We start from the raw sequence: 23,750 nt of genomic DNA on the forward strand, positions 1-23,750 counted from the left end.
GCCAGATTTAGCGAGAGACAATTATTAAATGACTGTGCACTTTTCCAACGTAGGGATCATCGGGGCTGGCGCGATGGGGCGAGGCATTGCCCAAATTGCCGCGCAGGCCGGCAGCCAAGTGATGCTTCTGGACAGCTTTGAAGGCGCCGCCGCGCGTGGGCGGGATGCCGTCGTGGCCCAGTGGCACAAGCTTCATGAGAAGGGCAAGCTGGACGAGGCGCAGCGCGATGCGTTGTCGGGACGCGTGCGCGCGGTCGATTCGCTGCAGGCGCTGGCCGGCTGTGACCTGGTGATCGAGGCGGTCGTCGAAGACCTCGAGGTCAAGCGCGGCCTGTTCCGCGAACTCGAAGCGGTGGTGGCACCTTCGGCCGTGCTGGCAACCAACACATCTTCGCTTTCAGTCACCGCCATTGCAGCCGCGCTGGCGCGGCCGCAGCGCATGGCGGGCTTTCACTTCTTCAATCCCGTGCCGCTGATGAAAGTGGTCGAGGTGGTGGCCGGCTTCAAGACCGATCCCGAGCTTTGCCGGCAGCTCGCCACCTATGCCTCGCAGATGGGCCACACCGCCGTGCAGGCCAAGGACACGCCGGGCTTCATCGTCAACCACGCCGGGCGCGGCTACGGCACCGAGGCGCTGCGGATCGCCGGCGAAGGCGTGGCGGACTTCGCGACCATCGATCGCATCCTCAAGGACCAGGCGGGCTTCCGCCTCGGCCCCTTCGAGCTGCTGGACCTCACGGCGCTCGACGTGTCCCACCCCGTCATGGAGTCGATCTACCACCAGTATTACGAGGAGCCTCGCTTCCGGCCGAGCGTCATCACCGCGCAGCGGCTCGCGGCTGGTGCGCTCGGGCGCAAGACGGGGGAAGGCTTCTATCGGTATGTCGACGGCGTTGCGCAGCAAGCGCCCGAGCCGCCTGCTCCCGCGCTGGACGGGTACCCAGCCGTCTGGGTGTCCCCCCGCGCGGCACGGCGGCCGGAGTTGCTGAAGCTGGTGCACACGCTGGGCGCCCAGCTGGAAAGCGGGGCCACGCCCTCCTCCGCCGCGCTGATCCTGGTGGCGCCCCTGGGCTTCGACGTCACCACCGTGGCTGCGGTCGAGCGACTCGATGCGACGCGCACGGTCGGCATCGACCTGATGGTGGACGACGCAGCCACGAAGCGCCGCGTGCTCGCCACCAACCCGGCGACGCGGCACGACATGCGCGACATCGCCCATGCCTTGTTCGCGAGCGACGGCAAACCCGTGAGCGTGATCCGCGACAGCGGCGGCTTCGTCACCCAGCGCGTGATCGGCACCATCGTGAACATCGCGGCCGATATGTGCCAGCAGCAGGTCTGTTCGCCTGCCGATCTCGACGTGGCCGTGAGGCTGGGCCTCGGCTATCCGCAGGGGCCGCTGGCAATGGGCGACCTGTATGGCCCGACCAACGTGCTCGAAGTCCTGTTCAACCTTCAGACCGTGTACGGCGATCCGCGCTACCGCCCCAGCCCCTGGCTGCGCCGGCGTGGCGCGCTGGGCCTGAGCCTTACCCATACCGAAGCCTAGGAGGCGAGCATCGAATGAGCGCAGAACTGAAAAGCACGAGCGAAGGCGGCACCATGGTGCTCACGCTCTCCAATCCCTCGCAGCGCAACGCGCTCGGCCCCGAGATGTACGCCGCGGGCATCGAGGCGCTGAACGGTGCCGAGAACAGCGACGAGGTGCGCAGCGTGGTGCTGGTGGGCGAAGGCGCATGGTTTTGCGCCGGGGGATCGCTGCAGCGCCTGTCGGCCAACCGCGAGCGCGAGCCCGCCGTCCAGGCCGAGAGCATCGAGGCGCTGCACAACTGGATCGATTCGATCCGCACCTTCCCCAAGCCGGTGATCGCGGCTGTCGAGGGCGCGGCGGCCGGCGCCGGCTTTTCGCTGGCCGTGGCCTGCGACTTCATCGTTGCGGCCCGCGACGCCGTGTTCGCGGCCTCCTACAGCAGCGTGGCGCTTTCGCCGGACGGCGGCCTGAGCTGGCACCTGGCGCAATCCCTCCCACGCCAGATCGCGAGCGAATGGCTGATGCTGGGCGGGCGCATCGACGCGGCGCGCCTGCACGCGCTCGGCCTCGTCAACGAGGTGACCGAGAGCGGCCAGGCCCTGTCGGCGGCCCTCGCCCTCGCCAACCGGCTCAATGCGCGCGCGCCCAACTCGCTCGCGAGCATCAAGGAGCTCCTCGCCGAGGCGCGAGGCGCCACGCTCGCAGCGCAGCTGTCGCAGGAGCGCGACCACTTCGTGCGAAACCTGCACCACCCGAACGCCGGCATCGGCATCGCTGCCTTTCTCGCCAAAGAGACGCCGCGCTACGAGTAGAGCCGGGTCGCTCGGGCGACAAGCGCGAGCATTTCCAGTCACGCACAGGACAGTTCATGGACGAGCCCATTCTTACCATCGAAGAACGCGAGGCGATCAATGGTGGTCGCTGGTTCTCTTCTCTCTCCCCTTCCCTGCGTCACGACATTCTTCGATGCACCTTCGTCAAGCGCTACAAGGACGGCGAGCTGATTTGCGCGCGCGGCGATCCGCCCGAGCAGTGGATCGCCTGTGCCAAAGGCGCGGTGCGCGTGAGCTCGACCACGGTGTCCGGCAAGCAGGTGACGCTGACCTACGTGGAGCCGGGCATCTGGTTCGGCGACGTCGCGATATTCGACGGCGACCGGCGTACGCACGATGCCTATGCACACGGCGACACGACGATCGTGTGCGTGGCGCGCGCCGATTTCCAGAAGATCCTTGCCAGCCATATAGAGCTCTACGAGGCACTGATGCGGTTGCAGGCGCGCCGCATCCGCCAACTGTTCGGCCTGGTCGAAGACCTCAACACACTGCCGCTGCGCGCGCGCCTTGCCAAGCAGCTCATCCACCTGGTGCGCAGCTATGGGGTGCCCAACCTCGCGGACGGCAGCCAGATGCGGATCGGGCTGCACCTGGCGCAGGAAGAGCTGGCGCAGCTGCTGGGCGCCTCGCGCCAACGCGTCAACCAGGAGCTCAAGGCGATGGAACGCGAGCAGGCCATCCGCATCGAGCCCGGCGGACTGGTGGTGCTGGACCGCGCGGCACTCATGCGCATCTCGGAAGCCGACGACCAATAACACAGAACCCAGACACATGACCCAGGACTTCGACAACTTCGTCGGCACCCGCGCCGTTTCCCAGCAGCATGTCTTCGACGTCGATGCGCTGACCGCCTGGCTGGAAGCGAAGCTCGACGGTTTCAAGGGCCCGCTCACAGTCGAGATGTTCAAGGGCGGGCAGTCAAATCCGACCTACAAGCTCAACACGCCGACGCAGAGCTACGTCATGCGCGCCAAGCCGGGCCCGGTCGCCAAGCTGCTGCCTTCGGCCCATGCGATCGAGCGCGAGTTCAAGGTCATGAGCGGCCTTGCCGGCACCGACGTACCCGTGCCTCGCATGGTTTGCCTGTGCGAGGACGAGAGCATCATCGGCCGCGCCTTCTACCTGATGGAGTTCATGGAAGGGCGGGTGCTGTGGGACCAGTCCCTTCCCGGCATGAGCAACGCCGAGCGCGCGGCCATCTACGAGGAGATGAACCGCGTCATCGCCGCGCTGCACACCGTGAAGTTCGCCGAGCGCGGCCTGGCCGACTACGGCAAGCCGGGCAACTACTTCGAGCGGCAGATCGGCCGCTGGAGCAGGCAATACGTGGCCTCGATCACACAGCCGATCCCCGAGATGGACCGGCTCATGGAGTGGCTGCCGCTCCACATGCCCGAAAGCGCGCGAGACGAGAAGATGACCTCCATCGTCCATGGCGACTACCGGCTCGACAACCTGATGTTCCACGCCACCGAGCCGCGCGCGATCGCCGTACTCGACTGGGAGCTGTCCACGCTCGGCCATCCTCTGGCTGACTTCAGCTATCACTGCATGTCCTGGCACATCGCGCCGGGCTCGTTTCGTGGCATCGGCGGCCTGGACCTGGAGAGCCTGGGCATCCCGACCGAGAGCGAGTACATCCGCAAATACTGCGAGCGCACGGGTCTCACCACGCCCGAAGCACTGGCGCCCGACTGGAATTTTTACCAGGCCTACAACCTCTTCCGCATGGCTGCGATCCTGCAGGGAATCGCCAAGCGCGTCGAAGCGGGTACCGCGTCGAGCGAACAGGCCGTGGCCTCCGGGCGCGGGGCGCGGCCGATGGCCGAGATGGCCTGGCAGTTTGCGCAGCGGGCCTGACCGGCCCCGACCTCACCTCAGCCCACAGGAGACTCCATGGATTTCGACTACTCGGCCAAGACCAAAGACTTGCAGAAGCGCGTCACTGCCTTCATGGAAGACCACATCTACCCCGCCGAGGCCGAATACACGGCCGAGCTGGCCGCCAACACCGCGGCCGGCAAGCGCTGGAGCGCGCTCGAGACGGTCGAGAAGCTCAAGCAGAAGGCCAAGGCGCAAGGCCTGTGGAACCTGTTCCTGCCGGTCGACAGCGCCGAGGTCTCCGGCTACAAGGGCGCGGGCCTCACGAACCAGGAATACGCGCCGCTTGCCGAGATCATGGGCCGGGTGCCATGGGCCAGCGAAGCCTTCAATTGCTCGGCGCCGGACACGGGCAACATGGAAACCATTGCCCGCTACGGCTCCGATGACATCAGGGCGCGCTGGCTCAAGCCGCTGCTCGAAGGCGAGATCCGTTCCGCTTTCGCGATGACCGAGCCCGAAGTCGCTTCGAGCGATGCGACCAACATCTCGACGCGCATCGAGCGGCAAGGCGACGAATACGTGATCAACGGCCACAAGTGGTGGATCTCCGGTGCGGCCGATCCGCGGTGCAAGGTGTTCATCACCATGGGCAAGACCGATCCCGACGCGCCGCGCCACTCCCAGCAGAGCATGGTGGTGGTGCCGTCCGATGCCAAGGGCATCCGCATCGTTCGCCCGCTGAACGTGATGGGTTACGACGACGCGCCGCACGGCCACGTCGAGATGTACTTCGAGAACGTGCGCGTGCCGGTGGACAACATCCTGCTCGGCGAAGGCCGCGGCTTCGAGATCGCCCAGGGCCGCCTCGGGCCGGGACGCATCCACCACTGCATGCGCCTGATCGGCCTGGCCGAACGTGCACTCGAGCTGATGTGCAAGCGCGCCTCGTCACGCGTGGCCTTCGGCAAGACCGTGGCGTCGCAAACAGTCACGCAGGAGCGTATTGCCGAGGCGCGTTGCAAGATCGACATGGCGCGCCTGCTCACGCTCAAGGCGGCCTGGCTGATGGACGTGGCCGGCAACAAGGTGGCCAAGACGGAGATCGCGATGATCAAGGTCGTGGCCCCCAACATGGCCTGCCAGGTGATCGACTGGGCCATGCAGGTGCACGGCGGCGGCGGCATGAGCGATGACTTCCCGCTCGCGTATGCCTATGCGGGCGCCCGTACGCTGCGCTTCGCCGACGGCCCGGACGAGGTGCACCGCAACGCGATCGCCAAGTGGGAGCTGGGCAAATACGGCACCGCAAAAGGCGACGACGAAATGCCCGTGACCCGCTTCTGACTGTGCCAGGAACACCGCGGAACCGGCTATGCCGGGCCGCCGGTGTTGCCCCCGGTGAGAGGGGGCTGAAGGCCGCGGCTCCAAGCCTGCCTGCGCAGGCTTGGACGGCCTGAAGGGCGAGGCCTCTGGCCGTAGCACGCAGGGCAGCTAGACGAAGCGAGCCAACCTGGGGGAAAGCCAGTTCACAGCTTCTTTTGCAGGAACATGGCTTCGCCGAAGGCTGGGTCGAGCTGGTAGTTGGCGAAGCCTTCGCGTTTGTACGCGCGCAGCGCACTGTGATTGGCCGACAGCACCTCCAGCGTGAGCTTGCAGGCACCGCGTGCAAGCGCCTCCTGCTCCACGCGCGCCAGCATGCGCTGGGTGATGCGCTGGCCGCGATGGGTGGGCAGCACCACCATATCGTGCACGTTCACCAGCGGCTTGCAGGCGAAGGTCGAAAAGCCTTCGATGCAGTTCACGAGGCCGACGGCCTGCTCGCCGTCGTAGGCCAACACACTGAAGGCCTGCGGCCGCGCGGCCAGTGCCTCGGGCAAGCCAGCCAGCACCTGCGGGGGCAGCGGCGCTCCGCCGCCGGCCGGATCGCGCGCATAACTGTCGAGAAGTTCGACCAGAGCACGCGCGTGCGCCGGATTCCGGTAATCTGCGACCAGGACCTCGATCACGCAGCAGATCCCGCTGCCACCGCCGCTGCCAGGCGCTGCGCGCAGGCTTCGGCCTGCGCCGCGTCGCGGGCCTCCACCATCACGCGCAGCAGCGGCTCCGTGCCGCTCGCACGGATCAGCACGCGGCCTGCATTGCCCAATTCGGCCTCGGCACGCCGGATCTCGGCCGCCAGTTTCTTGTCGTCCTTCCAATCCTGATTGCCAGTCAGGCGTACATTGATGAGCGTCTGCGGGAACAGCGTGAGATCGGCCAACAGCTCGCCGATCTTCTTGCCGCTGCGCTGGCAGGCCTGCAGCACCTGCAGTGCGCTCACGATGCCGTCGCCCGTGGTGTGGCGGTCCAGCGCCAGCAGATGGCCGGAACCTTCGCCGCCCAGCAGCCAGTGGCGCTTCTCGAGCTCCTCCAGCACATAGCGGTCGCCCACGCGCGCACGAACCAGCTCGATGCCCCGTCCGCGCAGCGCGATCTCCACGGCCTTGTTGGTCATCAGCGTGCCGACGACGCCGGCCAGTTGCTCGCCGCGGGCGGTGCGCTCCACTGCCATCAGGTAGAGCAGTTCGTCGCCATTGAACAGGCGGCCGCTCGCATCGACCAGCTGCAGCCGGTCGGCGTCGCCGTCCAGCGCGATGCCGTAGTCGGCGTTATGGGCCCGCACCGCCTGGATCAGCGCCTGGGGATGCGTGGCGCCTACGTCCTTGTTGATGTTGAGGCCGTCCGGCGCGCAGCCGATGCTGATCACATCCGCGCCGAGTTCGTGGAAGACGTTCGGCGCCACTTGGTAGGCCGCGCCGTGTGCACCGTCGACGACCAGCTTGAGGCCGCGCAGCGTGAGGTCGTTGGCGAAGGTGCTCTTGCAGAATTCGATGTAGCGGCCTGGTGCGTCGTTGAGGCGGCGCGCCTTGCCGAGCTGGGCGGAGTCGGCCCAGGAGGGCGGCTCTTCCAGCGCGGCCTCGACGGCCAGCTCCCATTCGTCACTGAGCTTGGTGCCTTGGGCGCTGAAGAACTTGATGCCGTTGTCCGGATAGGGGTTGTGGCTGGCGCTGATCACCACCCCGAGGCTCGCCCGCTGGGCGCGCGTCAGGTAGGCCACCCCAGGCGTCGGCAACGGCCCCAGCAGCACCACGTCCACGCCCGCGGAGTTGAAGCCGGACTCGAGCGCCGACTCGAGCATGTAGCCGGAGATGCGCGTGTCCTTGCCGATCAGCACCGAGGGGCGCGCCTCCGCCTTTCTGAGCACGCGGCCGACTGCATGGGCGAGGCGCAGCACGAAGTCCGGCGTGATGGGCGCCTGGCCGACCGTGCCGCGGATGCCATCGGTGCCGAAGTATTGTCTTGTCATGTCTGGAACTCCTGTCCTCGTTGTTCTGATCTCATCGCCCGCCAGACGGCCAGCGCCGCCACCGTTTCGCGCACGTCATGCACGCGCACGATCGATGCCCCGCGCTCGACGGCCAGCACAGCCGCCGCGACGCTCGGCGCCACGCGCCTGGCCGCCGCCTCGATGCCGGTGATCGCCCCCAGCGAAGACTTGCGCGACCAGCCGACGAGCAGCGGCCACCCCGCGGCGAGCAATTCGTGCTGCCGGGCCAGCAGGGTGAAATTTTGCGCCACGGTCTTGCCGAAACCGATGCCCGGGTCGAGCACAATGCGCTCCGACGCGACCTTCAGCGCCAGCAGCTCCCGCACCTGTTCCTCGAGAAAGGTACGCACTGCGGGAACGACGTCGCCTTCCATCGGCGCCGCCTGCATGGTCTGCGGATCGCGATGCATGTGCATCAGGCAAATGCCGCAGCTGGGATGGGCTGCTACCACCGCGCGCGCCCCCGGCCGGCGCAGCGCCCACACGTCGTTGACGATGTCCGCGCCCAGGTCCAGCACTGCCTGCATGACCTCAGGTTTGTAGGTGTCGACCGAGACCGGCACCTGCAGCTTCACCGCTTCGCGCACCACCGGCACCACGCGCGCAAGCTCGTCGGCCAGCGGGACGGCCGGGCTGCCGGGGCGCGTGGACTCCCCACCCACGTCGAGGATGTCGGCTCCCGCTTCCACGAGTTCGACGCAATGACGCAGCGCGGCCTTGGTCGAGGCATGCGCGCCGCCGTCGGAAAAAGAATCAGGCGTGACGTTGACGATACCCATCACGCGCGGCTGCGCGAGATCGATTTCGAAGCGCGTGGTGTGCCATCTTCTCGTCATACAGGTCGTCCGGACATAAAAAACGGGGCCAGAGGCCCCGTCGATCGCCCGAGCCGCGTGCTCAGGCCGCAGTGGGCGCCGGGTCGGGATTCACGGCCGGCGTGCCACCGTTGCCACCACTGCCCGAAGGCGGGGTGCGCGGCGTCCAGTCCTTGGGCGGACGCGGCTCGCGGCCGGCCATGATGTCGTCGATTTGCTCAGTATCGATGGTTTCCCATTCGAGCAATGCCTTCGCCATGGCGTGCATCTTGTCGCTGTTTTCCTCGATCAGGCGGCGCGCCAGGGCGTACTGCTCGTCGATGATGCGGCGGACCTCCGCGTCGACCTTCTGCATGGTCGACTCGCTCATGTTGGTGGTCTTGGTGACAGAGCGGCCAAGGAAGACTTCGCCTTCGTTCTCCGCATACACCATCGGGCCCAGCGACTCGGTCATGCCATAGCGCATCACCATGTCGCGTGCGATTTGCGTAGCGCGCTCGAAGTCGTTGCTGGCGCCGGTGGTCATCTGATGCATGAACACCTCTTCGGCAATGCGGCCGCCGAAGAGCATGCTGATCTGGTTCAGCATGTACTCGCGGTCGTAGCTGTAGCGGTCCTGCGCCGGCAGGCTCATCGTCACGCCCAGCGCACGGCCGCGCGGGATGATGGTGACCTTGTGCACCGGATCGCACTTGGGCAGCAGTTTGCCGATCAGCGCATGGCCGGACTCGTGGTACGCCGTATTGCGGCGCTCTTCCTCGGGCATCACCATGCTCTTGCGCTCGGGGCCCATGAAGATCTTGTCCTTGGCCTTCTCGAAGTCCTGCATCTCGACCACGCGCGCATTGCGGCGCGCGGCCATCAGCGCCGCCTCGTTGCACAGGTTGGCAAGATCGGCGCCCGACATGCCAGGCGTACCGCGCGCGATGATGCTCGGGTTCACGTCCTGGCCGAGCGGGACCTTGCGCATGTGCACATTGAGGATCTGCTCGCGGCCGCGGATGTCGGGCAGCGTCACGTAAACCTGGCGGTCGAAGCGACCGGGACGCAGCAGTGCGGCGTCGAGAATGTCGGGGCGGTTGGTGGCCGCGACCACGATCACGCCGAGGTTGGTTTCGAAGCCGTCCATTTCGACGAGCATCTGGTTTAACGTCTGCTCGCGCTCGTCGTTGCCGCCGCCGAGGCCCGCACCACGCTGGCGGCCCACCGCGTCGATTTCATCGATGAAGATGATGCAGGGCGCGTTCTTCTTGGCGTTCTCGAACATGTCGCGCACACGGGCGGCGCCCACCCCGACGAACATCTCGACAAAGTCGGAGCCGGAGATCGAGAAGAACGGGACCTTGGCTTCGCCGGCGATGCCCTTGGCCAGCAGCGTTTTGCCGGTGCCTGGAGGGCCCACCAGCAGCAGGCCGCGGGGAATGCGACCGCCGAGCTTCTGGAACTTGGCGGGGTCCTTCAGGAAGTCGACGACTTCCTTCACTTCTTCCTTGGCCTCGTCGCAGCCGGCGACATCGGCGAAGGTGACCTGGTTATTGTTCTCATCGAGCATGCGGGCCTTGCTCTTGCCGAAGCTAAACGCGCCGCCCTTGCCACCGCCCTGCATCTGCCGCATGAAGTAGACCCAGACGCCTATCAGGAGAAGCATCGGGCCCCAGCTCACCAGCAACGTCATGAGCAGCGAGCCTTCTTCGCGTGGCTTGACGTCGAACTTGACATTGTTGGCGATCAGGTCGCCGACGAGGCCGCGGTCGAGGTAGGTGGCAGTGGTGCGGATCTTCCGGTCGTCGTTGGTGATTGCGACGATCTCGCTGCCGCCCTGTCCTTCCTGGATGGTGGCGCTCTTGATGCGATTGCCGCGGACCTCTTCGAGGAAATCGGAATAACCGATGTTGCCGGCGCCGGCGACGCCGCGGGTGTCGAACTGCTTGAACACAGTGAACAACACCATCGCGATGACCAGCCAGACGGCGACCTTGGAAAACCACTGATTGTTCAAACGAAGCTCCAGTCGAAAGCGCGTGGTACTGAAAACAAAAACGCGCTAGGGCACGCAATTGGCGTTCATTTTAGGCTTTTCAAGCTGCGAAATGCCGGAATTTCCCTATAGCAGCCATAGGACGGGCGCGGTTTTGAGCTGAATGCCCACACCCGCCCGTTTCAATTCGTATCGGGAGCCTTCAGGCCGATCCCGACCAGGAAGGTCTCGGCAGACTTGTCGCGGGACGCTTTTGGCTTGATCGCCTTGACCACCCTGAAGTTCATCTTGAACAGGCGAGCCAGTTCCGCGTACCCACTGCCATGGAACAGCTTGGCAACCAGCGCGCCCTCGGGCTTCATGTGGTGGCGGGCAAAGTCGATGGCAAGCTCGATCAGATGGCTGATGCGTGCAGCGTCGGCCGAGGCGATGCCCGAGAGGTTGGGCGCCATGTCCGACACGACGACGTCCGCCAGCCGGCCTGCCATGACCTCCTCGAGCTGCGCCAGCACCTCCGTTTCACGAAAATCGCCCTGCAGGAAGGTCACGCCTTCGATCGGTTCCATGGGAAGGATGTCGAGCGCGATGATGGTCCCTTCCAACTGCCCCGCCGCTGCACCGGCGGGCGACAGCTTGCGCCGCACGTACTGGCTCCAGGCGCCGGGCGTCGAACCCAGGTCCACCACCAGTTGGCCCGGGCGAATCAGCCCGAGCGCCTCGTCGATCTCCTTGAGCTTGTAAGCGGCGCGCGCCCGGTAGCCCTCCTTCGTGGCCAGCTTGACATAGGGATCGTTCACATGGTCGTGCAGCCACGCACGATTGACCTTGCTGCTCTTGGGTTTGGGACTCATCGACACTCGATAATACGGGGATGCCCGCCATTCAACTGACCCCTGCACAGCGCAAGGTACATCGCGCAGAAGCGCACCATCTGAACCCGATCGTCATGATCGGCGGCGACGGGCTGACCCCGGCCGTCAAGAACGAGGCCGACGCCGCGCTCAAGGCCCACGGCCTGATCAAGATCCGCGTCTTCTCGGACGACCGCCCGGCGCGCGAGGCCATGCTGCAGGCCCTGGCGGAGGACCTGAACGCAGCGCCGATCCAGCACATCGGCAAGCTGCTGGTCCTCTGGCGTCCCATGCCCCAGAAGGAGCGCGCAGTGGACGAGGACCGCATGCCCGGCCCACGCGACGTCAAGGTCATCAAATACAGCAAGCGCGGCGGCCAGCGGCCCGAGATCAAGACCTTGCGGGTGCTCGGCAATCAGCGGCTTACCCCTGGCGGCAACATCAAGCGCGCCAAGCCGAAGAAGAGCCTCTCGGTCAAGAAGCGCCGGCAGGCAGACTGACGGATGCCGAGCCAAAGTCAGCAGGCGGCCCTCCCGCAGCGCCACATCCTCTGCATGAAGTGGGGCACCAAGTACGGCCCCGACTACGTCAATCGCCTCTATGCCATGGCGCGCCGTCACCTGTCGGGCGACTTCAACTTCGTCTGTCTGACCGACGATCCGCAGGGTATCCGCAGCGAGGTGCAGTGCTTTCCGATCCCTCCTCTCGACCTGGCGCTGGCGCCGGGCCAGGTCGACCGCGCCTGGAAGAAGCTCACCACCTTCGAAGAGAACCTCTACGGCCTGCGCGGACGGGCGCTGTTCATCGATCTCGACGTAGTCATCGTTGGCAGCCTCGATGCCTTCTTCGAATATCCGGGCGAGTTCCTCATCATTCATGACTACGCGCGACCGTGGCGACGCCGGCGCATCACCGGCAATTCTTCGGTCTACCGCTTCGAGATCGGCGCACATCCGGATGTGCTGGCGCACTTCCGCGAGAACATGGACGCGGTGCAGGCCAAGTACCGCAACGAGCAGACTTACCTGTCGGCCTTCATGCACCGAAAGGGCCTCCTCGACTACTGGCCGGCCGAGTGGTGCCCGAGCTTCAAGTACCACGGCATCCCCACATGGCCCACCAACTATTGGCGCGAGCCTTTCGTGCCGCCGGGCGCGCGAATCATGGTTTTCCACGGGGAATGCAATCCGCCCGATGCGCTGGCAGGGCGCCGGAACCGGCGCTTTCGCTTTATTCGGCCGGCGCGCTGGATCACGCAGTTCTGGAACGCCTAGGCTTCGCGGCGTCCCTGGCGCCAGAGCAGCACACCGGTACACAGCCACTGTCCCAGGTACATGGCGCTGCCGAGTGAATGCCAGAGCCGCAGGTTCTCGCGCGCCAGGATGCGTGGCGCTACCGCGTACTCCTGCAGGAGCGCGAGAAGAAGAGCCGCGAGGATCCAGGCCATAGCAATCCTCGAGCTGTCGTCCATCCGCTCCGGGGCTTTCGATCTGAAGTGCGTCAGCAAGACCAGCGCGCAGGCCAGGGCCACCCAGCTCTGGGCCGAAAACAGTCGCCCGGCAAAGTTGCCGGCCACGGCGGGATTGCCGAGCTGAGTGAAAAGCATCGGCACCACCAGGAAGCCGATGGTCGTCAGGCTGCCCCACCAGAGGGCAGCCACGAGCAGCGCGATGCGGTCTTTCACTCCTCGGACATCAGAGGTAGCTGACGCCCACGATCTCGTAGCGCTTCACGCCGCCCGGCGCCTGCACCTCGGCGGTGTCGCCCTCCTCCTTGCCGATCAGCGCGCGGGCGATCGGGCTGGAGACGTTGATCAGGCCGAGCTTCAGGTCGGCCTCGTCCTCGCCGACGATCTGGTACTTGAGCGCCTCGCCGGTGTGCTCGTCCTCCAGCTCGACCGTCGATCCGAAGACGACCTTGCCGCCTGCGTCGAGCTCGGACGGATCGATGATCTGCGCGTTCGAGAGCATGCCTTCGATCTGCTTGATGCGGCCTTCGATCCAGCCCTGGCGCTCCTTGGCCGCGTCGTAGTCCGCGTTTTCGCTGAGATCACCCTGGGCGCGCGCTTCGGCAATCGCGGTGATGATCGAGGGCCGCTCAACGGACTTCAGGCGCTGCAGTTCGTCGCGCAGTTTTTCGGAGCCGCGCTTGGTAATCGGAATCGTATTGGCCATGTTTTGTCTCTCCAGAAAGCGAAACCGCCGAACGCTGCCGTTCGGCGGTTCATGGAAGGAAAAGGATCAGACGAGCGTGCGTCCGGTCAGCCGGCTCAGGATCGCGAGCGGGCTCGATTGGGGATTGTATTGCCTTGCGGCGGGAAGGTGCAGCGTCTGCTCCAGCATGTACTGGCCGGACATGACGGCGTGCGAGGTCTGGTCCGAAAAGCAAACCCACACCGATCCCGGCGGGAAAGGCACGGTTTCCTGCCGGGCGTTCTGTTGGTAGTCTAGGTCCGACTTCATGCCATCGTGCAGTTGCAGCATCAGGTGGTCGTATTCGCTGCGAAAAGACTTGGTCACATGCAGGGCCTCGAGCACCCGGGCCTGCCAGCGCGAGTAGGGCTTGGCACGCGGCAGGAAGCGCTCCGCCACGGTCTCGAAGGGTTCGCCCACTCGCCAGACGCGTGGCCTGCCGTCAGGGTTCACATTGGTGAAGACACGCAGGATGCGCTCGCCGTAGTTCGGACGCGAGGGAAAGGAATCGATGTGCAGCCGGCGGTCGTCGGCGCGCCAGGACTGTACGCGCGTCTCGACCTGCGCAGGCCGGTAGCTGGTCGGCGCCAGCCGCAACGCCGGCGTGTAGTGCGGCAGCAGGCCATCGACCAGCTGCCGCGCTCGGCCTCGGAAGCGCCCCACCATCGCTGCAACGGCCTGCTGCCGGTCCCGGTCGCCGGCAACCCCCTTGATGCGGCCTTCGGCGTCCAGGCTGATGTTGCGCACATCCGGTGACAGGACCGAAGGCGTCAGGAGCTCGCGCTCCTCGGCCCGCAGTTCGAAGCCCAGCCGGGGAAAGTACAGCACCTTGCCAGCCTCGAGCGCGGAGATCCATGCTTCGTTGGGCGCGGCTCCGGCCCAGTCGGCAAGGTCGAGTTCGACCAGCTGCGTTTCCATGGCGGTTCGTTCACGCCTTCTTCAGGTCAGCGCAAGCTGCGCGTGCATCTCCTGGACGGAGATCACGTCCAGGGCCTCCATGTGGCGCATGCCCTCCACGGCCGCCTCGGCGCCGAAGATGGTGGTGAAGGTTGTCACGCGAGCCAGCAGGGCCGAGGTGCGGATCTGGCGCGAATCGGTGATGGCGTTGCGGCGCTCTTCCACCGTGTTGATGACGAGGGCGATCTCGTTGTTCTTGATCATGTCCACGATATGAGGGCGGCCCTCCGTCACCTTGTTGACCGTGGCACAGGCAATGCCGGCGGTGTTGATGGCGGCGGCCGTGCCCTTGGTCGCGATCAGCTCGAAGCCCAGCGCGACCAGGCCCCGGGCGACCTCGACCGCGCGCGGCTTGTCGTTGTTCTTGACAGAGATGAAGACCCGGCCTGATTTCGGCAGGTGCGTGCCCGCGCCCAACTGCGACTTGACGAAGGCCTCGCCAAAGGTCTTGCCCACACCCATCACCTCGCCGGTGGACTTCATCTCGGGACCGAGGATGGTGTCCACGCCAGGGAACTTGACGAAGGGGAAAACCGCTTCTTTCACGCTGAAGTATGGCGGCGTGATCTCCTTCGTCACGCCTTGCGAGGCCAGCGACTGGCCGGCCATGCAGCGCGCCGCCACCTTGGCGAGCTGGATGCCGGTGGCCTTGCTCACGTAAGGCACAGTGCGCGAAGCGCGCGGATTGACCTCCAGCACGTAGATCACGTCCTGGCCATCCTTCTCCTGGATCGCGAACTGCACGTTCATCAGGCCCACCACGTTGAGCGCCTGGGCCATGGCCGCGCTCTGGCGCTTCAGCTCCGCCACGGTCTCGGGCTTGAGGCTGTAGGGGGGCAGCGAGCAGGCGGAGTCGCCCGAGTGCACTCCCGCCTGCTCGATGTGCTCCATCACGCCGCCGATGAGCGTGGCGCCGTCGGCATCGCGCAGGCAGTCGACGTCGCATTCGACCGCGTCGTTGAGGAAGCGGTCCAACAGCACCGGTGAATCGTTGCTGACCTTCACCGCCTCGCGCATGTAGCGTTCGAGGTCGCGCTGCTCGTGCACGATTTCCATCGCGCGGCCGCCGAGCACATAGCTCGGGCGCACCACCAGCGGGTAGCCCAGCTGCTGGGCCTTCTCCAGCGCCTCGGCCTCCGTGCGCGCGGTCGCATTCGGCGGCTGGCGCAGCTTCAGCTCGTGGAGCAGTTTCTGGAAACGTTCGCGATCCTCGGCCGCGTCGATCATGTCGGGGCTGGTGCCGATGATCGGCACGCCGTTGGCCTCGAGATCGAGCGCGAGCTTCAGCGGCGTCTGGCCGCCGTACTGCACGATCACACCGGTGGGCTTCTCCTTGTCGACGATCTCGAGAACGTCCTCCAGGGTGAGCGGCTCGAAGTACAGCCGGTCACTGGTGTCGTAGTCGGTCGAGACGGTTTCCGGATTGCAGTTGACCATGATGGTCTCATAGCCGTCTTCGCGCATTGCGAGCGCGGCATGCACGCAGCAGTAGTCGAACTCGATGCCTTGGCCGATACGATTCGGGCCGCCACCGAGCACCATGATCTTCTTCCGGCTGCTCGGCTCCGCCTCGCATTCGTCCTCATACGTCGAATACATGTAGGCGGTGTTGGTCGCGAACTCGGCTGCGCAGGTGTCCACGCGCTTGTACACCGGGCGCACGCCGAGCGCACGGCGCTTCTCGCGGATCGCGGTGTCGGTGGTCTTCAGCTGACGTGCCAGGCGGCGGTCGGAGAAGCCCTTCTTCTTGAGGGCCAGCAGCGTGTCTCGGTCGATGTCGTCGAGCGACTTGGTTTCCAGCTCAAGCTCGATCTTCACGATCTCCTCGATCTGCACCAGGAACCACGGGTCTATCTTCGTGAGCGCGTGCACCTCGTCGACCGAGAGGCCCATGGCGAATGCGTCGCCCACATACCAGATGCGATCGGGGCCGGGCTCGCCCAGCTCCTTCTCGAGTACCTCGCGGTCCTGCGTTTTCTCGTTGAGGCCGTCCACGCCGACCTCGAGCCCGCGCAGCGCCTTCTGGAACGACTCCTGAAAGGTGCGGCCCATGGCCATCACCTCGCCCACCGACTTCATCTGCGTGGTCAGGCGCGAATCCGCCTGGGGGAATTTTTCGAAAGCGAAACGCGGAATCTTGGTGACTACGTAGTCGATACTGGGCTCGAAGCTCGCCGGCGTGGCACCACCGGTAATCTCGTTGCGCAGCTCATCGAGCGTGTACCCCACAGCCAGCTTGGCCGCCACCTTGGCGATCGGAAAACCGGTGGCCTTGGACGCCAGCGCCGAGGAACGCGAGACGCGCGGGTTCATCTCGATCACGACCATGCGGCCGTCCTTCGGGTTGATCGAGAACTGCACGTTGGAGCCACCGGTGTCGACGCCGATCTCGCGCAGCACGGCCAACGAGGCGTTGCGCAGGATCTGGTACTCCTTGTCCGACAAGGTCTGCGCCGGCGCGACGGTGATCGAGTCGCCCGTGTGCACGCCCATCGGGTCGAGGTTCTCGATCGAGCACACGATGATGCAGTTGTCCGCCTTGTCGCGCACCACCTCCATCTCGTATTCCTTCCAGCCGAGCAGCGATTCCTCGATCAGCAGCTCGTTGGTCGGCGAGGCTTCCAGGCCGCGCTTGCAGATGGTCTCGAACTCCTCCGGGTTGTAGGCAATGCCGCCGCCGGTGCCACCGAGCGTGAAGCTGGGCCGGATCACAACGGGGAAGCCCACGGTCTTCTGCACCGCCCAGGCCTCTTCGAGCGAGTGCGCGATGCCAGAGCGAGCCGAGCCCAGGCCGATCTTGGTCATCGCGTCCTTGAACTTCAGGCGGTCCTCGGCCTTGTCGATGGCTTCGGGCGTGGCGCCGATCAGCTCGACCTTGTACTTGTCGAGCACGCCGTTGCGCCAAAGGTCGAGTGCGCAGTTCAGCGCGGTCTGGCCGCCCATGGTCGGCAGGATGGCATCGGGCCGCTCCTTGGCGATGATTTTCTCGACCGTGGGCCAGGTAATGGGCTCGATGTAGGTCACGTCGGCCGTGGCCGGATCGGTCATGATCGTGGCGGGATTGCTGTTGATCAGGATGACCTTGTAGCCCTCCTCGCGCAGCGCCTTGCAGGCCTGTACGCCGGAATAGTCGAACTCGCAGGCCTGGCCGATGATGATGGGCCCCGCGCCGATGATGAGGATGCTCTTGAGGTCGTTGCGCTTAGGCATTTGCCTGCCCTTCCTTGTGACTTTGCATGAGCGCCGTGAAACGGTCGAACAGGTAGCCGATGTCGTGCGGGCCCGGCGAAGCCTCGGGATGCCCCTGGAAGCAGAAGGCAGGCTTGTCGGTGCGCGCGAGACCCTGCAAGGTGCCATCGAAGAGGCTGACGTGGGTGGGACGCAGGTTGGCCGGGAGCGTCTTCTCGTCGACCGCGAAGCCGTGGTTCTGACTGGTGATGCTCACGCGCGCGTTGTCGAGGTCCTTGACCGGGTGGTTGGCGCCGTGATGGCCGAACTTCATCTTGAAGGTCTTGGCGCCCGAAGCCAGGGCCATGATCTGGTGGCCCAGGCAGATGCCGAAGACCGGGATGCCAGTCTCGATCAGTTTGCGCGTGGCCGCTATGGCGTAGTCACACGGTTCCGGATCGCCGGGGCCATTGGCCAGAAAGATGCCGTCCGGACGCAGCTTGAGGACGTCTGCCGCAGGCGTCTGCGCCGGCACGACGGTGATGCGGGCGCCGCGCTGCGCAATCATGCGCAGGATGTTTTTCTTGACGCCGTAGTCATAGGCCACGACGTGGAACTTCGGCGTGATCTGCACGCCGTAGCCGGGCTTGCCGTCCACATGGACGAGTTTCCATTCGGTCTCGGTCCATTCGTAGGTTTCCTGGACCGACACCACCTTGGCCAAGTCGAGGCCGGACATGCTGGGCGCGGCCTTGGCGGCGGAGACGGCTTTGTCGATCAAGGCCTGCGAAATGCTCTCGCCCGGGGCAAGGCCAAGGATGGAGCCGTTCTGCGCGCCGTGAGTGCGCAGATGGCGGGTGAGCTTGCGGGTATCGATGTTCGCGATGGCGACCGTCTTGCCGCGGGCGAGGTACTCTGCCAGCGTGGCGCTCTTGCGGAAGTTGGAAGCCAGAAGCGGCAGGTCCTTGACGATCAGGCCCGCGGCATGGATCTTGTCGGCCTCGATGTCTTCCTCGTTGACGCCATAGTTGCCGATGTGCGGATACGTGAGCGTCACGATCTGCTGGCAATAGCTGGGGTCGGTCAGGATTTCCTGATATCCGGTCATTGCGGTGTTGAACACCACTTCGCCGGTGGTGGCGCCTTGCGCGCCGATCGAGTTGCCGAGAAAGACCGTGCCGTCTGCAAGCGCCAGGATGGCGGGCGGGAAATTTCCCTTGAGAGACAAAAGCACTGGGATCTCCGAATGGATGACGCCCACGGCGGACCCAAGATGAGGCTCTTGGTCGCGACTTTCGTCGAGGAGTTGGCTTGCGTGCGCTATGGGCGAGGTGTGAGCGGGAAAGCCCTTGATTATAGCCCGCGCAGGCTTACCCTTCTCCAGCTGCGGCGCTCGCGTGCAGGCAAATGGCCGCCGCCGCCGCCACGTTGAGCGACTCCTCGCCCCCAGGCTGCGCAATGCGCACCCGCAGGCTTGCGCGCGCCTCCAGTGCCTCCGACAGCCCCTGCCCTTCGTGGCCCATCAGCCAGGCGCATGGATTCGGCAGGCGGGCCCGGTGCAGCCATTCTCCGTGGTGCGAGCTGGTCGCGATCCAGGGGACCGCCAGTGCACCCAGCGCCTCCAGCTCCACCCCTTCGACCAGTCGCAACCCGAAATGCGCGCCCATGCCGGCGCGCAGCACCTTGGGCGACCACAATGCGGCCGTGCCCTTCAGCGCAATCACCTGGGCGAAACCGAAGGCAGCCGCGCTGCGCAGGATGGAGCCCACATTGCCGGCGTCCTGCAGCCGGTCGAGCACCACGGTCGCTGCTTCCGGGGCGATCGACGTCGGCGGCGGCAGGTCGAGCACGAAGCCCATCGCTGCGGGCGACTCCAGCGCACTCACCCCCGCGAGCAGTGCGTCGGCGACCACCACGGTCTTGTCTGCGGCGCCAGCCCATTCGTAACGAGCAGTTGCCCAAGCAGACTCGGTAAAAACGGCGATGGCGGCCCGCACGCCGCGCTCGCGCGCGGCCCGGCACAGGTGGTCGCCTTCCAGCCAAACGCGGCTCGACTTGCGATAGCCCCCGGGCTCGTGAGCCAGTTTGCGCAAGTCCTTGAGGAGCGGGTTGTCCCGCGAGGTGACGTGGCTCGGTTCGGCCGCTGTCATGGCGCGGGGCGCAGCTCGACCTGGATCGTCTCGACCTGCAAGGTCTCGATGAGAAGCTCGCCTGCCGCGGTTCCGAGCGGGATCTCCTCGCAAGCGGTGCGCGCCAGCACCGCGGCCACGGGACTGAACGAGCGGCGATGATGCACGCAAGCACCATGTCGCAGGAGCGCCTCGAGGTGTTCGGGCGTGCTGTAGCCCTTGTGCGCGGCAAACCCGTAGTGAGGGAACTCGGCATGCAACTGCTCGCACAGCCGGTCGCGATGCACCTTGGCCAGGATCGAGGCAGCCGAGATCGATTTCACGATGGCATCGCCGCCCACGACCGCCTCTGCCAGCACATCCAGCCTGGGCAAACGATTGCCATCGACCAGCACCTTGGCCGGCTTGAGACGCAGCCCCTCGACCGCCCGCTTCATTGCAAGCATGGTGGCGCCAAGAATGTTGTGCTCTTCGATCTCCTCGACGCTCGCCTGGGCCACCGAACAGCACAGGGCCTTGGCGAGGATCTGGTCGTTGAGTCGCTCGCGCTGAAGTGCGGTAAGGGTCTTCGAATCGGCCAAGCCGCGGATGCGCCGCTGGTCGTCCAGGATCACTGCCGCAGCCACGACCGGCCCGGCCAGCGGGCCGCGGCCGGCCTCGTCGACACCGGCTACCAACCCTGGCGCATCCCACGCCAGCCTGGCCTGCTCAGCCTTCAATAACTTTCTGGATCGCATCGGCGCACAGTGTCGGCGTATCCCGCTGCAATTCGGCGTGCAGCGCGGAAAAACGTTGTTGCAAGGCGTGAACCTTGTCAGGCGAGGCCAGCCAGGCCAGCGTCGCGTCCGCCAGGGCCTGCGGCGTGGCCGCCTCCTGGATCAACTCGGGTACGACGAAATCGCTGCACAGGATATTGGGCAGACCGACCCAGGGCTGCAGTTGCTTGCGGCGCATGAGGGCCCACGACATCGGGTTCATGTTGTAGGCAATGACCATGGGTCTTTTGAAGAGCGCGGCCTCGAGCGTGGCGGTCCCGCTGGCAATCAACGTCACGTCGCAGGCGGCAAGCGCGGCGTGGGAGCGGCCGTCGAGCAGCAGGACGCGTCCCTTCATGGCGCTCGCCGCCAGAAGATGCTCGACCTCGCCGTGCAGGCTGGGCAGCGCAGGAAGGATGAAACGCAGCTCGGGCCGGGCCTGCTGCATCAGTGCGGCCGCGGCTAAGAAGCGATCAGCCAGGTAGCGCAGCTCGGAACGCCGACTGCCAGGCAGCAAGGCCACCACCGGCGCGTCCGCGTCCAGGCCGAGCGCCGAGCGAGCCGCCGCCCGGTCGGGAACCATCGGGATGACGTCAGCGATCGGATGGCCGACATAGCTGGCGTCGATGCCATGCTCGGCGAGCAAGGCAGGCTCGAAGGGAAAGATGCACAGCACGTGGTCGGCTGCCGATCGCAGCTTTTCAACGCGCTCCGGTCGCCACGCCCAGATCGAAGGGCAGACGAAATGGGCCGTCTTCATGCCGCGCTCGCGCAGCGAAGCTTCGAGATCGAGGTTGAAATCCGGCGCATCGACGCCGATGAAGACCTCGGCCCCCTCGCGCAGCAGCCGCGCCCTGAGTTGCCGACGAATACCGGAAATTTCGGCGTAGTGGCGCAACACTTCGACGTAGCCGCGCACCGCGAGCTTTTCCTGCGGCCACCAGGTCTCGAAGCCACGCTTCACCATCTGCGGACCGCCGATGCCGACTGAGCCCATGTCGGGCCAGCGGGTCTTCAGGCCGTCCAGCAACAGGCCGGCGAGCAGGTCACCCGAAGCCTCTCCCGCGACGAGGGCAAACCGCCACTGCACGTCCTGCACCGGGGGCTCCTCAGCGCACGATGCCGCGCGTCGCGCCGGCAAGGAAGGTGCTCATCAGGGCAACGTCGGACACCGATTCGGGCAGCTCGGCAGGCAGCGCCGCGATGGCGTTGCGCGCATCGTCGAGCGTCCTGCCCTGCCGGTACAGCAGGCGGTGCATCTGCTTGACAGCCGCAATCCGCGCTTCGGAAAAATTGCGCCGGCGCAGACCTACAACGTTGAAACCTCGCACCTGCAGCGGATTGCCGTCGACCAGCATGAACGGCGGAACGTCTTGCGCGACTGCGCTGGCAAAGCCGATCATTGCATGGGCGCCTACGGAGACGAACTGATGGATGCCCGTCAGCCCTCCTACCGTTACCCAATCGGCCAGGTGCACATGGCCGGCCAGCGTGGTGTTGTTGGCCAGTGTGGTGTGATCGTCGACCCGGCAATCGTGCGCAATGTGCGTGTAGGCCATGATCCAGTTGTCGCTGCCCACGCGGGTAACGCCGCCCGCACCCGGTACCCCGATGTTGAAGGTGCAGAACTCGCGAATGGTGTTGCGGTCGCCGATGATCAGCTCGGTTGGCTCGCCCGCATACTTCTTGTCCTGCGGAACTGCGCCCAGCGAGGCGAACTGGAAGATTCGGTTGTCGCGCCCGATGGTGGTGCGGCCCTCGATCACGCAGTGCGATCCGATGGTGGTGCCGGCGCCGACTCGCACATGCGGCCCGATCACGGCGTACGGGCCGACACTCACACTCGGGTCGAGTTGGGCTTTTGCGTCGACGATGGCCGTCGAATGAACCTGCGTCATGCCTTCTCGAACACGATCAGCTGATCTGGCGCATGGCGCACATCAGGCTGGCTTCGCAGGCCAGTTCGCTGCCGACCAGTGCGCGTCCCTTGAACTTCGAAATGCCCGCCTTCATGCGCTCGATCTCAACCTCGAGCGTCAATTGGTCGCCAGGCTCCACAGGACGCTTGAAGCGTGCGCCGTCAATGGCCGCGAAGTAGTACACGGTGTTGTCGTCAGGAACGATGTCCAGCGAATGGAAGGACAGCAGCGCCGCCGCCTGCGCCATCGCTTCGAGCATCAACACGCCTGGCATCACCGGACGATGCGGAAAGTGGCCATTGAAGAAGGGCTCGTTCATGGTCACGTTCTTGAGCGCAGTAATGCGCTTGCCCTTTTCCATCTCGAGCACGCGGTCCACCAGCAGGAAGGGGTAGCGGTGAGGCAGTAGTTTGAGGATCTGATGGATGTCGAGCTTCATGATGGCTTGTCCTGCATCGCCGATTTTTCCAACGCCTTGAGGCGCTCCCGCAGGGTGTGCAGCTGTTTGAGGGTGGCGGCGTTTCTCTCCCAGGCGGCATTGTCGTCGATGGGAAACACGCCCGTGTACTGGCCCGGTTTGAGAATGGAGCGCGTGACCACCGTCGCTGCCGAGATGTGGACTCCGTCCGCCATCTTCAGATGCCCCAGCACGATCGCGCCGCCGCCGATGGTGCAATTCGCGCCGATGTCGGCGCTGCCCGCCACGCCCACACAACCGGCCATGGCGGTGTTCCGGCCCACGCGCACGTTGTGGCCGATCTGGATCAGGTTGTCGAGCTTGACCCCATCCTCGATGATCGTGTCCTCGAGCGCACCGCGGTCGATGCAGGTGTTCGCACCGATTTCCACGTCGTCGCCGATGCGCACCGCGCCAAGCTGCTCGATCTTGACCCAGGCGCCCTGGTGCGGCGCAAGCCCGAAGCCGTCGGCACCGATCACCACGCCGGGGTGCAGCAGGCAGCGTGCGCCGACGATGCAGTCCTCACTCACCGTCACCCTTGACTCCAGCACGCTCTGCGCACCGATGCGCGCACCCCGCTCGACCACACATAGCGCTCCGATGCGGGCACTGGGGTCGATGTGCGCATCAGGATCGATCACCGCGCTGGGGTGGATGCGCGCACCATCGGGTTTGGCATGGGACTGCTTCCACAATTGCGTCAAACGGGCGAAGTAGAGGTAGGGATCAGGCGCCACGATGAACGCACCACGCCGTGCTGCGGCCTCACGCATCGCGGGCGAGACAATCACGCAGCCGGCCTTCGAGGCCGCAAGCTCTTTCTGGTATTTGGCGTGGCTCAGAAAGCTGAGCGCATCCGCCTGCGCAGTCGCGAGCGGTGCGAGTCGCTCGATCGACAACGCAGGATCACCCTGCAGTTCCCCGCCGAGGGCCTCAACGATTGCGCCTAGCCGCAGTGCCACACGGGT

Annotated in this window: 23 protein-coding genes; 7 read left to right on the top strand and 16 right to left on the bottom strand. The window is 65.6% G+C overall.

Annotation, left to right across the window (positions count from 1 at the left end; genetic code table 11):
- Window positions 1-28: 28 nt before the first annotated feature.
- The 5 genes from E5CHR_RS17910 to E5CHR_RS17930 are packed head-to-tail and all read left to right on the top strand — an operon-like array spanning window position 29 to window position 5,535.
- Window positions 29-1,549 carry a 3-hydroxyacyl-CoA dehydrogenase gene (locus E5CHR_RS17910; RefSeq protein WP_162581088.1) on the top strand — a complete coding sequence of 507 codons (1,521 nt, stop codon included), beginning with the start codon at window positions 29-31 and terminating at the stop codon, window positions 1,547-1,549.
- Between the two features lie 14 nt (window positions 1,550-1,563).
- Window positions 1,564-2,343 (top strand): oxepin-CoA hydrolase, alternative type, encoded by a 780-nt coding sequence (locus E5CHR_RS17915; protein ID WP_162581089.1) that lies wholly within the window; start codon window positions 1,564-1,566, stop codon window positions 2,341-2,343.
- A gap of 56 nt (window positions 2,344-2,399) precedes the next feature.
- Window positions 2,400-3,122 carry a Crp/Fnr family transcriptional regulator gene (locus E5CHR_RS17920; protein ID WP_162581090.1) on the top strand — a complete coding sequence of 241 codons (723 nt, stop codon included), beginning with the start codon at window positions 2,400-2,402 and terminating at the stop codon, window positions 3,120-3,122.
- A gap of 16 nt (window positions 3,123-3,138) precedes the next feature.
- Complete coding sequence (locus tag E5CHR_RS17925) at window positions 3,139-4,227, top strand: phosphotransferase (protein ID WP_162581091.1); 1,089 nt, start codon at window positions 3,139-3,141, stop codon at window positions 4,225-4,227.
- A gap of 36 nt (window positions 4,228-4,263) precedes the next feature.
- On the top strand, window positions 4,264-5,535 hold the full coding sequence (locus E5CHR_RS17930) for an acyl-CoA dehydrogenase family protein (protein ID WP_162581092.1): 1,272 nt from the start codon (window positions 4,264-4,266) through the stop codon (window positions 5,533-5,535).
- Window positions 5,536-5,717: 182 nt separating this feature from the next.
- On the opposite strand, the gene E5CHR_RS17935 is transcribed toward E5CHR_RS17930, so the two are convergent.
- The 5 genes from E5CHR_RS17935 to E5CHR_RS17955 form a co-directional block, all read right to left on the bottom strand.
- Complete coding sequence (locus tag E5CHR_RS17935) at window positions 5,718-6,197, bottom strand: GNAT family N-acetyltransferase (protein WP_162581093.1); 480 nt, start codon at window positions 6,195-6,197, stop codon at window positions 5,718-5,720.
- Window positions 6,194-7,537, bottom strand: a complete 1,344-nt coding sequence (gene glmM, locus E5CHR_RS17940; protein WP_162581094.1) for a phosphoglucosamine mutase — start codon at window positions 7,535-7,537, stop codon at window positions 6,194-6,196. The genes E5CHR_RS17935 and glmM overlap by 4 nt, the downstream gene beginning before the upstream one ends.
- The gene (folP, locus tag E5CHR_RS17945) at window positions 7,534-8,394 is read right to left on the bottom strand and encodes a dihydropteroate synthase (protein ID WP_162581095.1); all 861 of its coding nucleotides are present in this window, start codon (window positions 8,392-8,394) and stop codon (window positions 7,534-7,536) included. The genes glmM and folP overlap by 4 nt, the downstream gene beginning before the upstream one ends.
- A gap of 61 nt (window positions 8,395-8,455) precedes the next feature.
- Window positions 8,456-10,372, bottom strand: coding sequence for an ATP-dependent zinc metalloprotease FtsH (ftsH, locus tag E5CHR_RS17950; protein ID WP_162581096.1), 1,917 nt, complete (start codon window positions 10,370-10,372; stop codon window positions 8,456-8,458).
- A gap of 161 nt (window positions 10,373-10,533) precedes the next feature.
- Window positions 10,534-11,202, bottom strand: coding sequence for an RlmE family RNA methyltransferase (locus tag E5CHR_RS17955; protein WP_162581097.1), 669 nt, complete (start codon window positions 11,200-11,202; stop codon window positions 10,534-10,536).
- A 20-nt stretch (window positions 11,203-11,222) separates the two neighbouring features.
- Between E5CHR_RS17955 and E5CHR_RS17960 the strand changes: the two genes are divergently transcribed.
- Together E5CHR_RS17960 and E5CHR_RS17965 are read left to right on the top strand one after the other, a co-directional pair.
- The gene (locus E5CHR_RS17960; protein ID WP_162581098.1) at window positions 11,223-11,702 is read left to right on the top strand and encodes a YhbY family RNA-binding protein; all 480 of its coding nucleotides are present in this window, start codon (window positions 11,223-11,225) and stop codon (window positions 11,700-11,702) included.
- A 3-nt stretch (window positions 11,703-11,705) separates the two neighbouring features.
- Entirely contained in the window at window positions 11,706-12,476 is a 771-nt protein-coding gene (locus E5CHR_RS17965) for a glycosyltransferase (RefSeq protein ID WP_162581099.1), read from the top strand.
- On the opposite strand, the gene E5CHR_RS17970 is transcribed toward E5CHR_RS17965, so the two are convergent.
- The 11 genes from E5CHR_RS17970 to lpxD all read right to left on the bottom strand — a co-directional run bounded on the left by E5CHR_RS17970 (window position 12,473) and on the right by lpxD (window position 23,744).
- Window positions 12,473-12,886: a DUF4149 domain-containing protein gene (locus tag E5CHR_RS17970; RefSeq protein ID WP_162581100.1), complete on the bottom strand. Its 414-nt coding sequence runs from the start codon at window positions 12,884-12,886 to the stop codon at window positions 12,473-12,475. The genes E5CHR_RS17965 and E5CHR_RS17970 overlap by 4 nt on opposite strands.
- A gap of 10 nt (window positions 12,887-12,896) precedes the next feature.
- Window positions 12,897-13,376, bottom strand: a complete 480-nt coding sequence (greA, locus tag E5CHR_RS17975) for a transcription elongation factor GreA (RefSeq protein WP_162581101.1) — start codon at window positions 13,374-13,376, stop codon at window positions 12,897-12,899.
- Between the two features lie 66 nt (window positions 13,377-13,442).
- Window positions 13,443-14,312 carry a Kdo hydroxylase family protein gene (locus E5CHR_RS17980; protein ID WP_162581102.1) on the bottom strand — a complete coding sequence of 290 codons (870 nt, stop codon included), beginning with the start codon at window positions 14,310-14,312 and terminating at the stop codon, window positions 13,443-13,445.
- A 21-nt stretch (window positions 14,313-14,333) separates the two neighbouring features.
- A complete protein-coding gene (gene carB, locus E5CHR_RS17985) occupies window positions 14,334-17,561 on the bottom strand; it encodes a carbamoyl-phosphate synthase large subunit (protein ID WP_162581103.1) in 3,228 nt (1,075 codons plus the stop codon).
- Window positions 17,554-18,753, bottom strand: a complete 1,200-nt coding sequence (carA, locus tag E5CHR_RS17990; protein WP_162581104.1) for a glutamine-hydrolyzing carbamoyl-phosphate synthase small subunit — start codon at window positions 18,751-18,753, stop codon at window positions 17,554-17,556. The genes carB and carA overlap by 8 nt, the downstream gene beginning before the upstream one ends.
- Window positions 18,754-18,889: 136 nt before the next feature.
- Window positions 18,890-19,669, bottom strand: a complete 780-nt coding sequence (locus E5CHR_RS17995) for a TrmH family RNA methyltransferase (protein WP_162581105.1) — start codon at window positions 19,667-19,669, stop codon at window positions 18,890-18,892.
- The gene (rnhB, locus tag E5CHR_RS18000; protein ID WP_162581106.1) at window positions 19,666-20,385 is read right to left on the bottom strand and encodes a ribonuclease HII; all 720 of its coding nucleotides are present in this window, start codon (window positions 20,383-20,385) and stop codon (window positions 19,666-19,668) included. The genes E5CHR_RS17995 and rnhB overlap by 4 nt, the downstream gene beginning before the upstream one ends.
- Window positions 20,357-21,502 (bottom strand): lipid-A-disaccharide synthase, encoded by a 1,146-nt coding sequence (gene lpxB / locus E5CHR_RS18005; protein WP_162581107.1) that lies wholly within the window; start codon window positions 21,500-21,502, stop codon window positions 20,357-20,359. The genes rnhB and lpxB overlap by 29 nt, the downstream gene beginning before the upstream one ends.
- Window positions 21,503-21,512: 10 nt before the next feature.
- Entirely contained in the window at window positions 21,513-22,301 is a 789-nt protein-coding gene (gene lpxA / locus E5CHR_RS18010) for an acyl-ACP--UDP-N-acetylglucosamine O-acyltransferase (RefSeq protein ID WP_162581108.1), read from the bottom strand.
- A gap of 16 nt (window positions 22,302-22,317) precedes the next feature.
- The gene (fabZ, locus tag E5CHR_RS18015; RefSeq protein WP_162581109.1) at window positions 22,318-22,761 is read right to left on the bottom strand and encodes a 3-hydroxyacyl-ACP dehydratase FabZ; all 444 of its coding nucleotides are present in this window, start codon (window positions 22,759-22,761) and stop codon (window positions 22,318-22,320) included.
- Window positions 22,758-23,744, bottom strand: coding sequence for a UDP-3-O-(3-hydroxymyristoyl)glucosamine N-acyltransferase (gene lpxD / locus E5CHR_RS18020; protein WP_162581110.1), 987 nt, complete (start codon window positions 23,742-23,744; stop codon window positions 22,758-22,760). Before lpxD ends, fabZ begins: the two co-directional genes overlap by 4 nt.
- Window positions 23,745-23,750: the final 6 nt, after the last annotated feature.

Origin of the sequence: Variovorax sp. PBS-H4 (assembly GCF_901827205.1) — a bacterium.
Taxonomy (GTDB): Bacteria; Pseudomonadota; Gammaproteobacteria; order Burkholderiales; family Burkholderiaceae_C; genus Variovorax.

Coding starts and splice junctions, on each gene's coding strand:
- E5CHR_RS17910 (WP_162581088.1), top strand. CDS start 29: ATGACTGTGCACTTTTCCAACGTAGGGATCATCGGGGCTGGCGCGATG.
- E5CHR_RS17915 (WP_162581089.1), top strand. CDS start 1,564: ATGAGCGCAGAACTGAAAAGCACGAGCGAAGGCGGCACCATGGTGCTC.
- E5CHR_RS17920 (WP_162581090.1), top strand. CDS start 2,400: ATGGACGAGCCCATTCTTACCATCGAAGAACGCGAGGCGATCAATGGT.
- E5CHR_RS17925 (WP_162581091.1), top strand. CDS start 3,139: ATGACCCAGGACTTCGACAACTTCGTCGGCACCCGCGCCGTTTCCCAG.
- E5CHR_RS17930 (WP_162581092.1), top strand. CDS start 4,264: ATGGATTTCGACTACTCGGCCAAGACCAAAGACTTGCAGAAGCGCGTC.
- glmM (WP_162581094.1), bottom strand. CDS start 7,537: ATGACAAGACAATACTTCGGCACCGATGGCATCCGCGGCACGGTCGGC.
- folP (WP_162581095.1), bottom strand. CDS start 8,394: ATGACGAGAAGATGGCACACCACGCGCTTCGAAATCGATCTCGCGCAG.
- E5CHR_RS17955 (WP_162581097.1), bottom strand. CDS start 11,202: ATGAGTCCCAAACCCAAGAGCAGCAAGGTCAATCGTGCGTGGCTGCAC.
- E5CHR_RS17960 (WP_162581098.1), top strand. CDS start 11,223: ATGCCCGCCATTCAACTGACCCCTGCACAGCGCAAGGTACATCGCGCA.
- E5CHR_RS17965 (WP_162581099.1), top strand. CDS start 11,706: ATGCCGAGCCAAAGTCAGCAGGCGGCCCTCCCGCAGCGCCACATCCTC.
- greA (WP_162581101.1), bottom strand. CDS start 13,376: ATGGCCAATACGATTCCGATTACCAAGCGCGGCTCCGAAAAACTGCGC.
- E5CHR_RS17980 (WP_162581102.1), bottom strand. CDS start 14,312: ATGGAAACGCAGCTGGTCGAACTCGACCTTGCCGACTGGGCCGGAGCC.
- carB (WP_162581103.1), bottom strand. CDS start 17,561: ATGCCTAAGCGCAACGACCTCAAGAGCATCCTCATCATCGGCGCGGGG.
- E5CHR_RS17995 (WP_162581105.1), bottom strand. CDS start 19,669: ATGACAGCGGCCGAACCGAGCCACGTCACCTCGCGGGACAACCCGCTC.
- rnhB (WP_162581106.1), bottom strand. CDS start 20,385: ATGCGATCCAGAAAGTTATTGAAGGCTGAGCAGGCCAGGCTGGCGTGG.
- lpxA (WP_162581108.1), bottom strand. CDS start 22,301: ATGACGCAGGTTCATTCGACGGCCATCGTCGACGCAAAAGCCCAACTC.
- fabZ (WP_162581109.1), bottom strand. CDS start 22,761: ATGAAGCTCGACATCCATCAGATCCTCAAACTACTGCCTCACCGCTAC.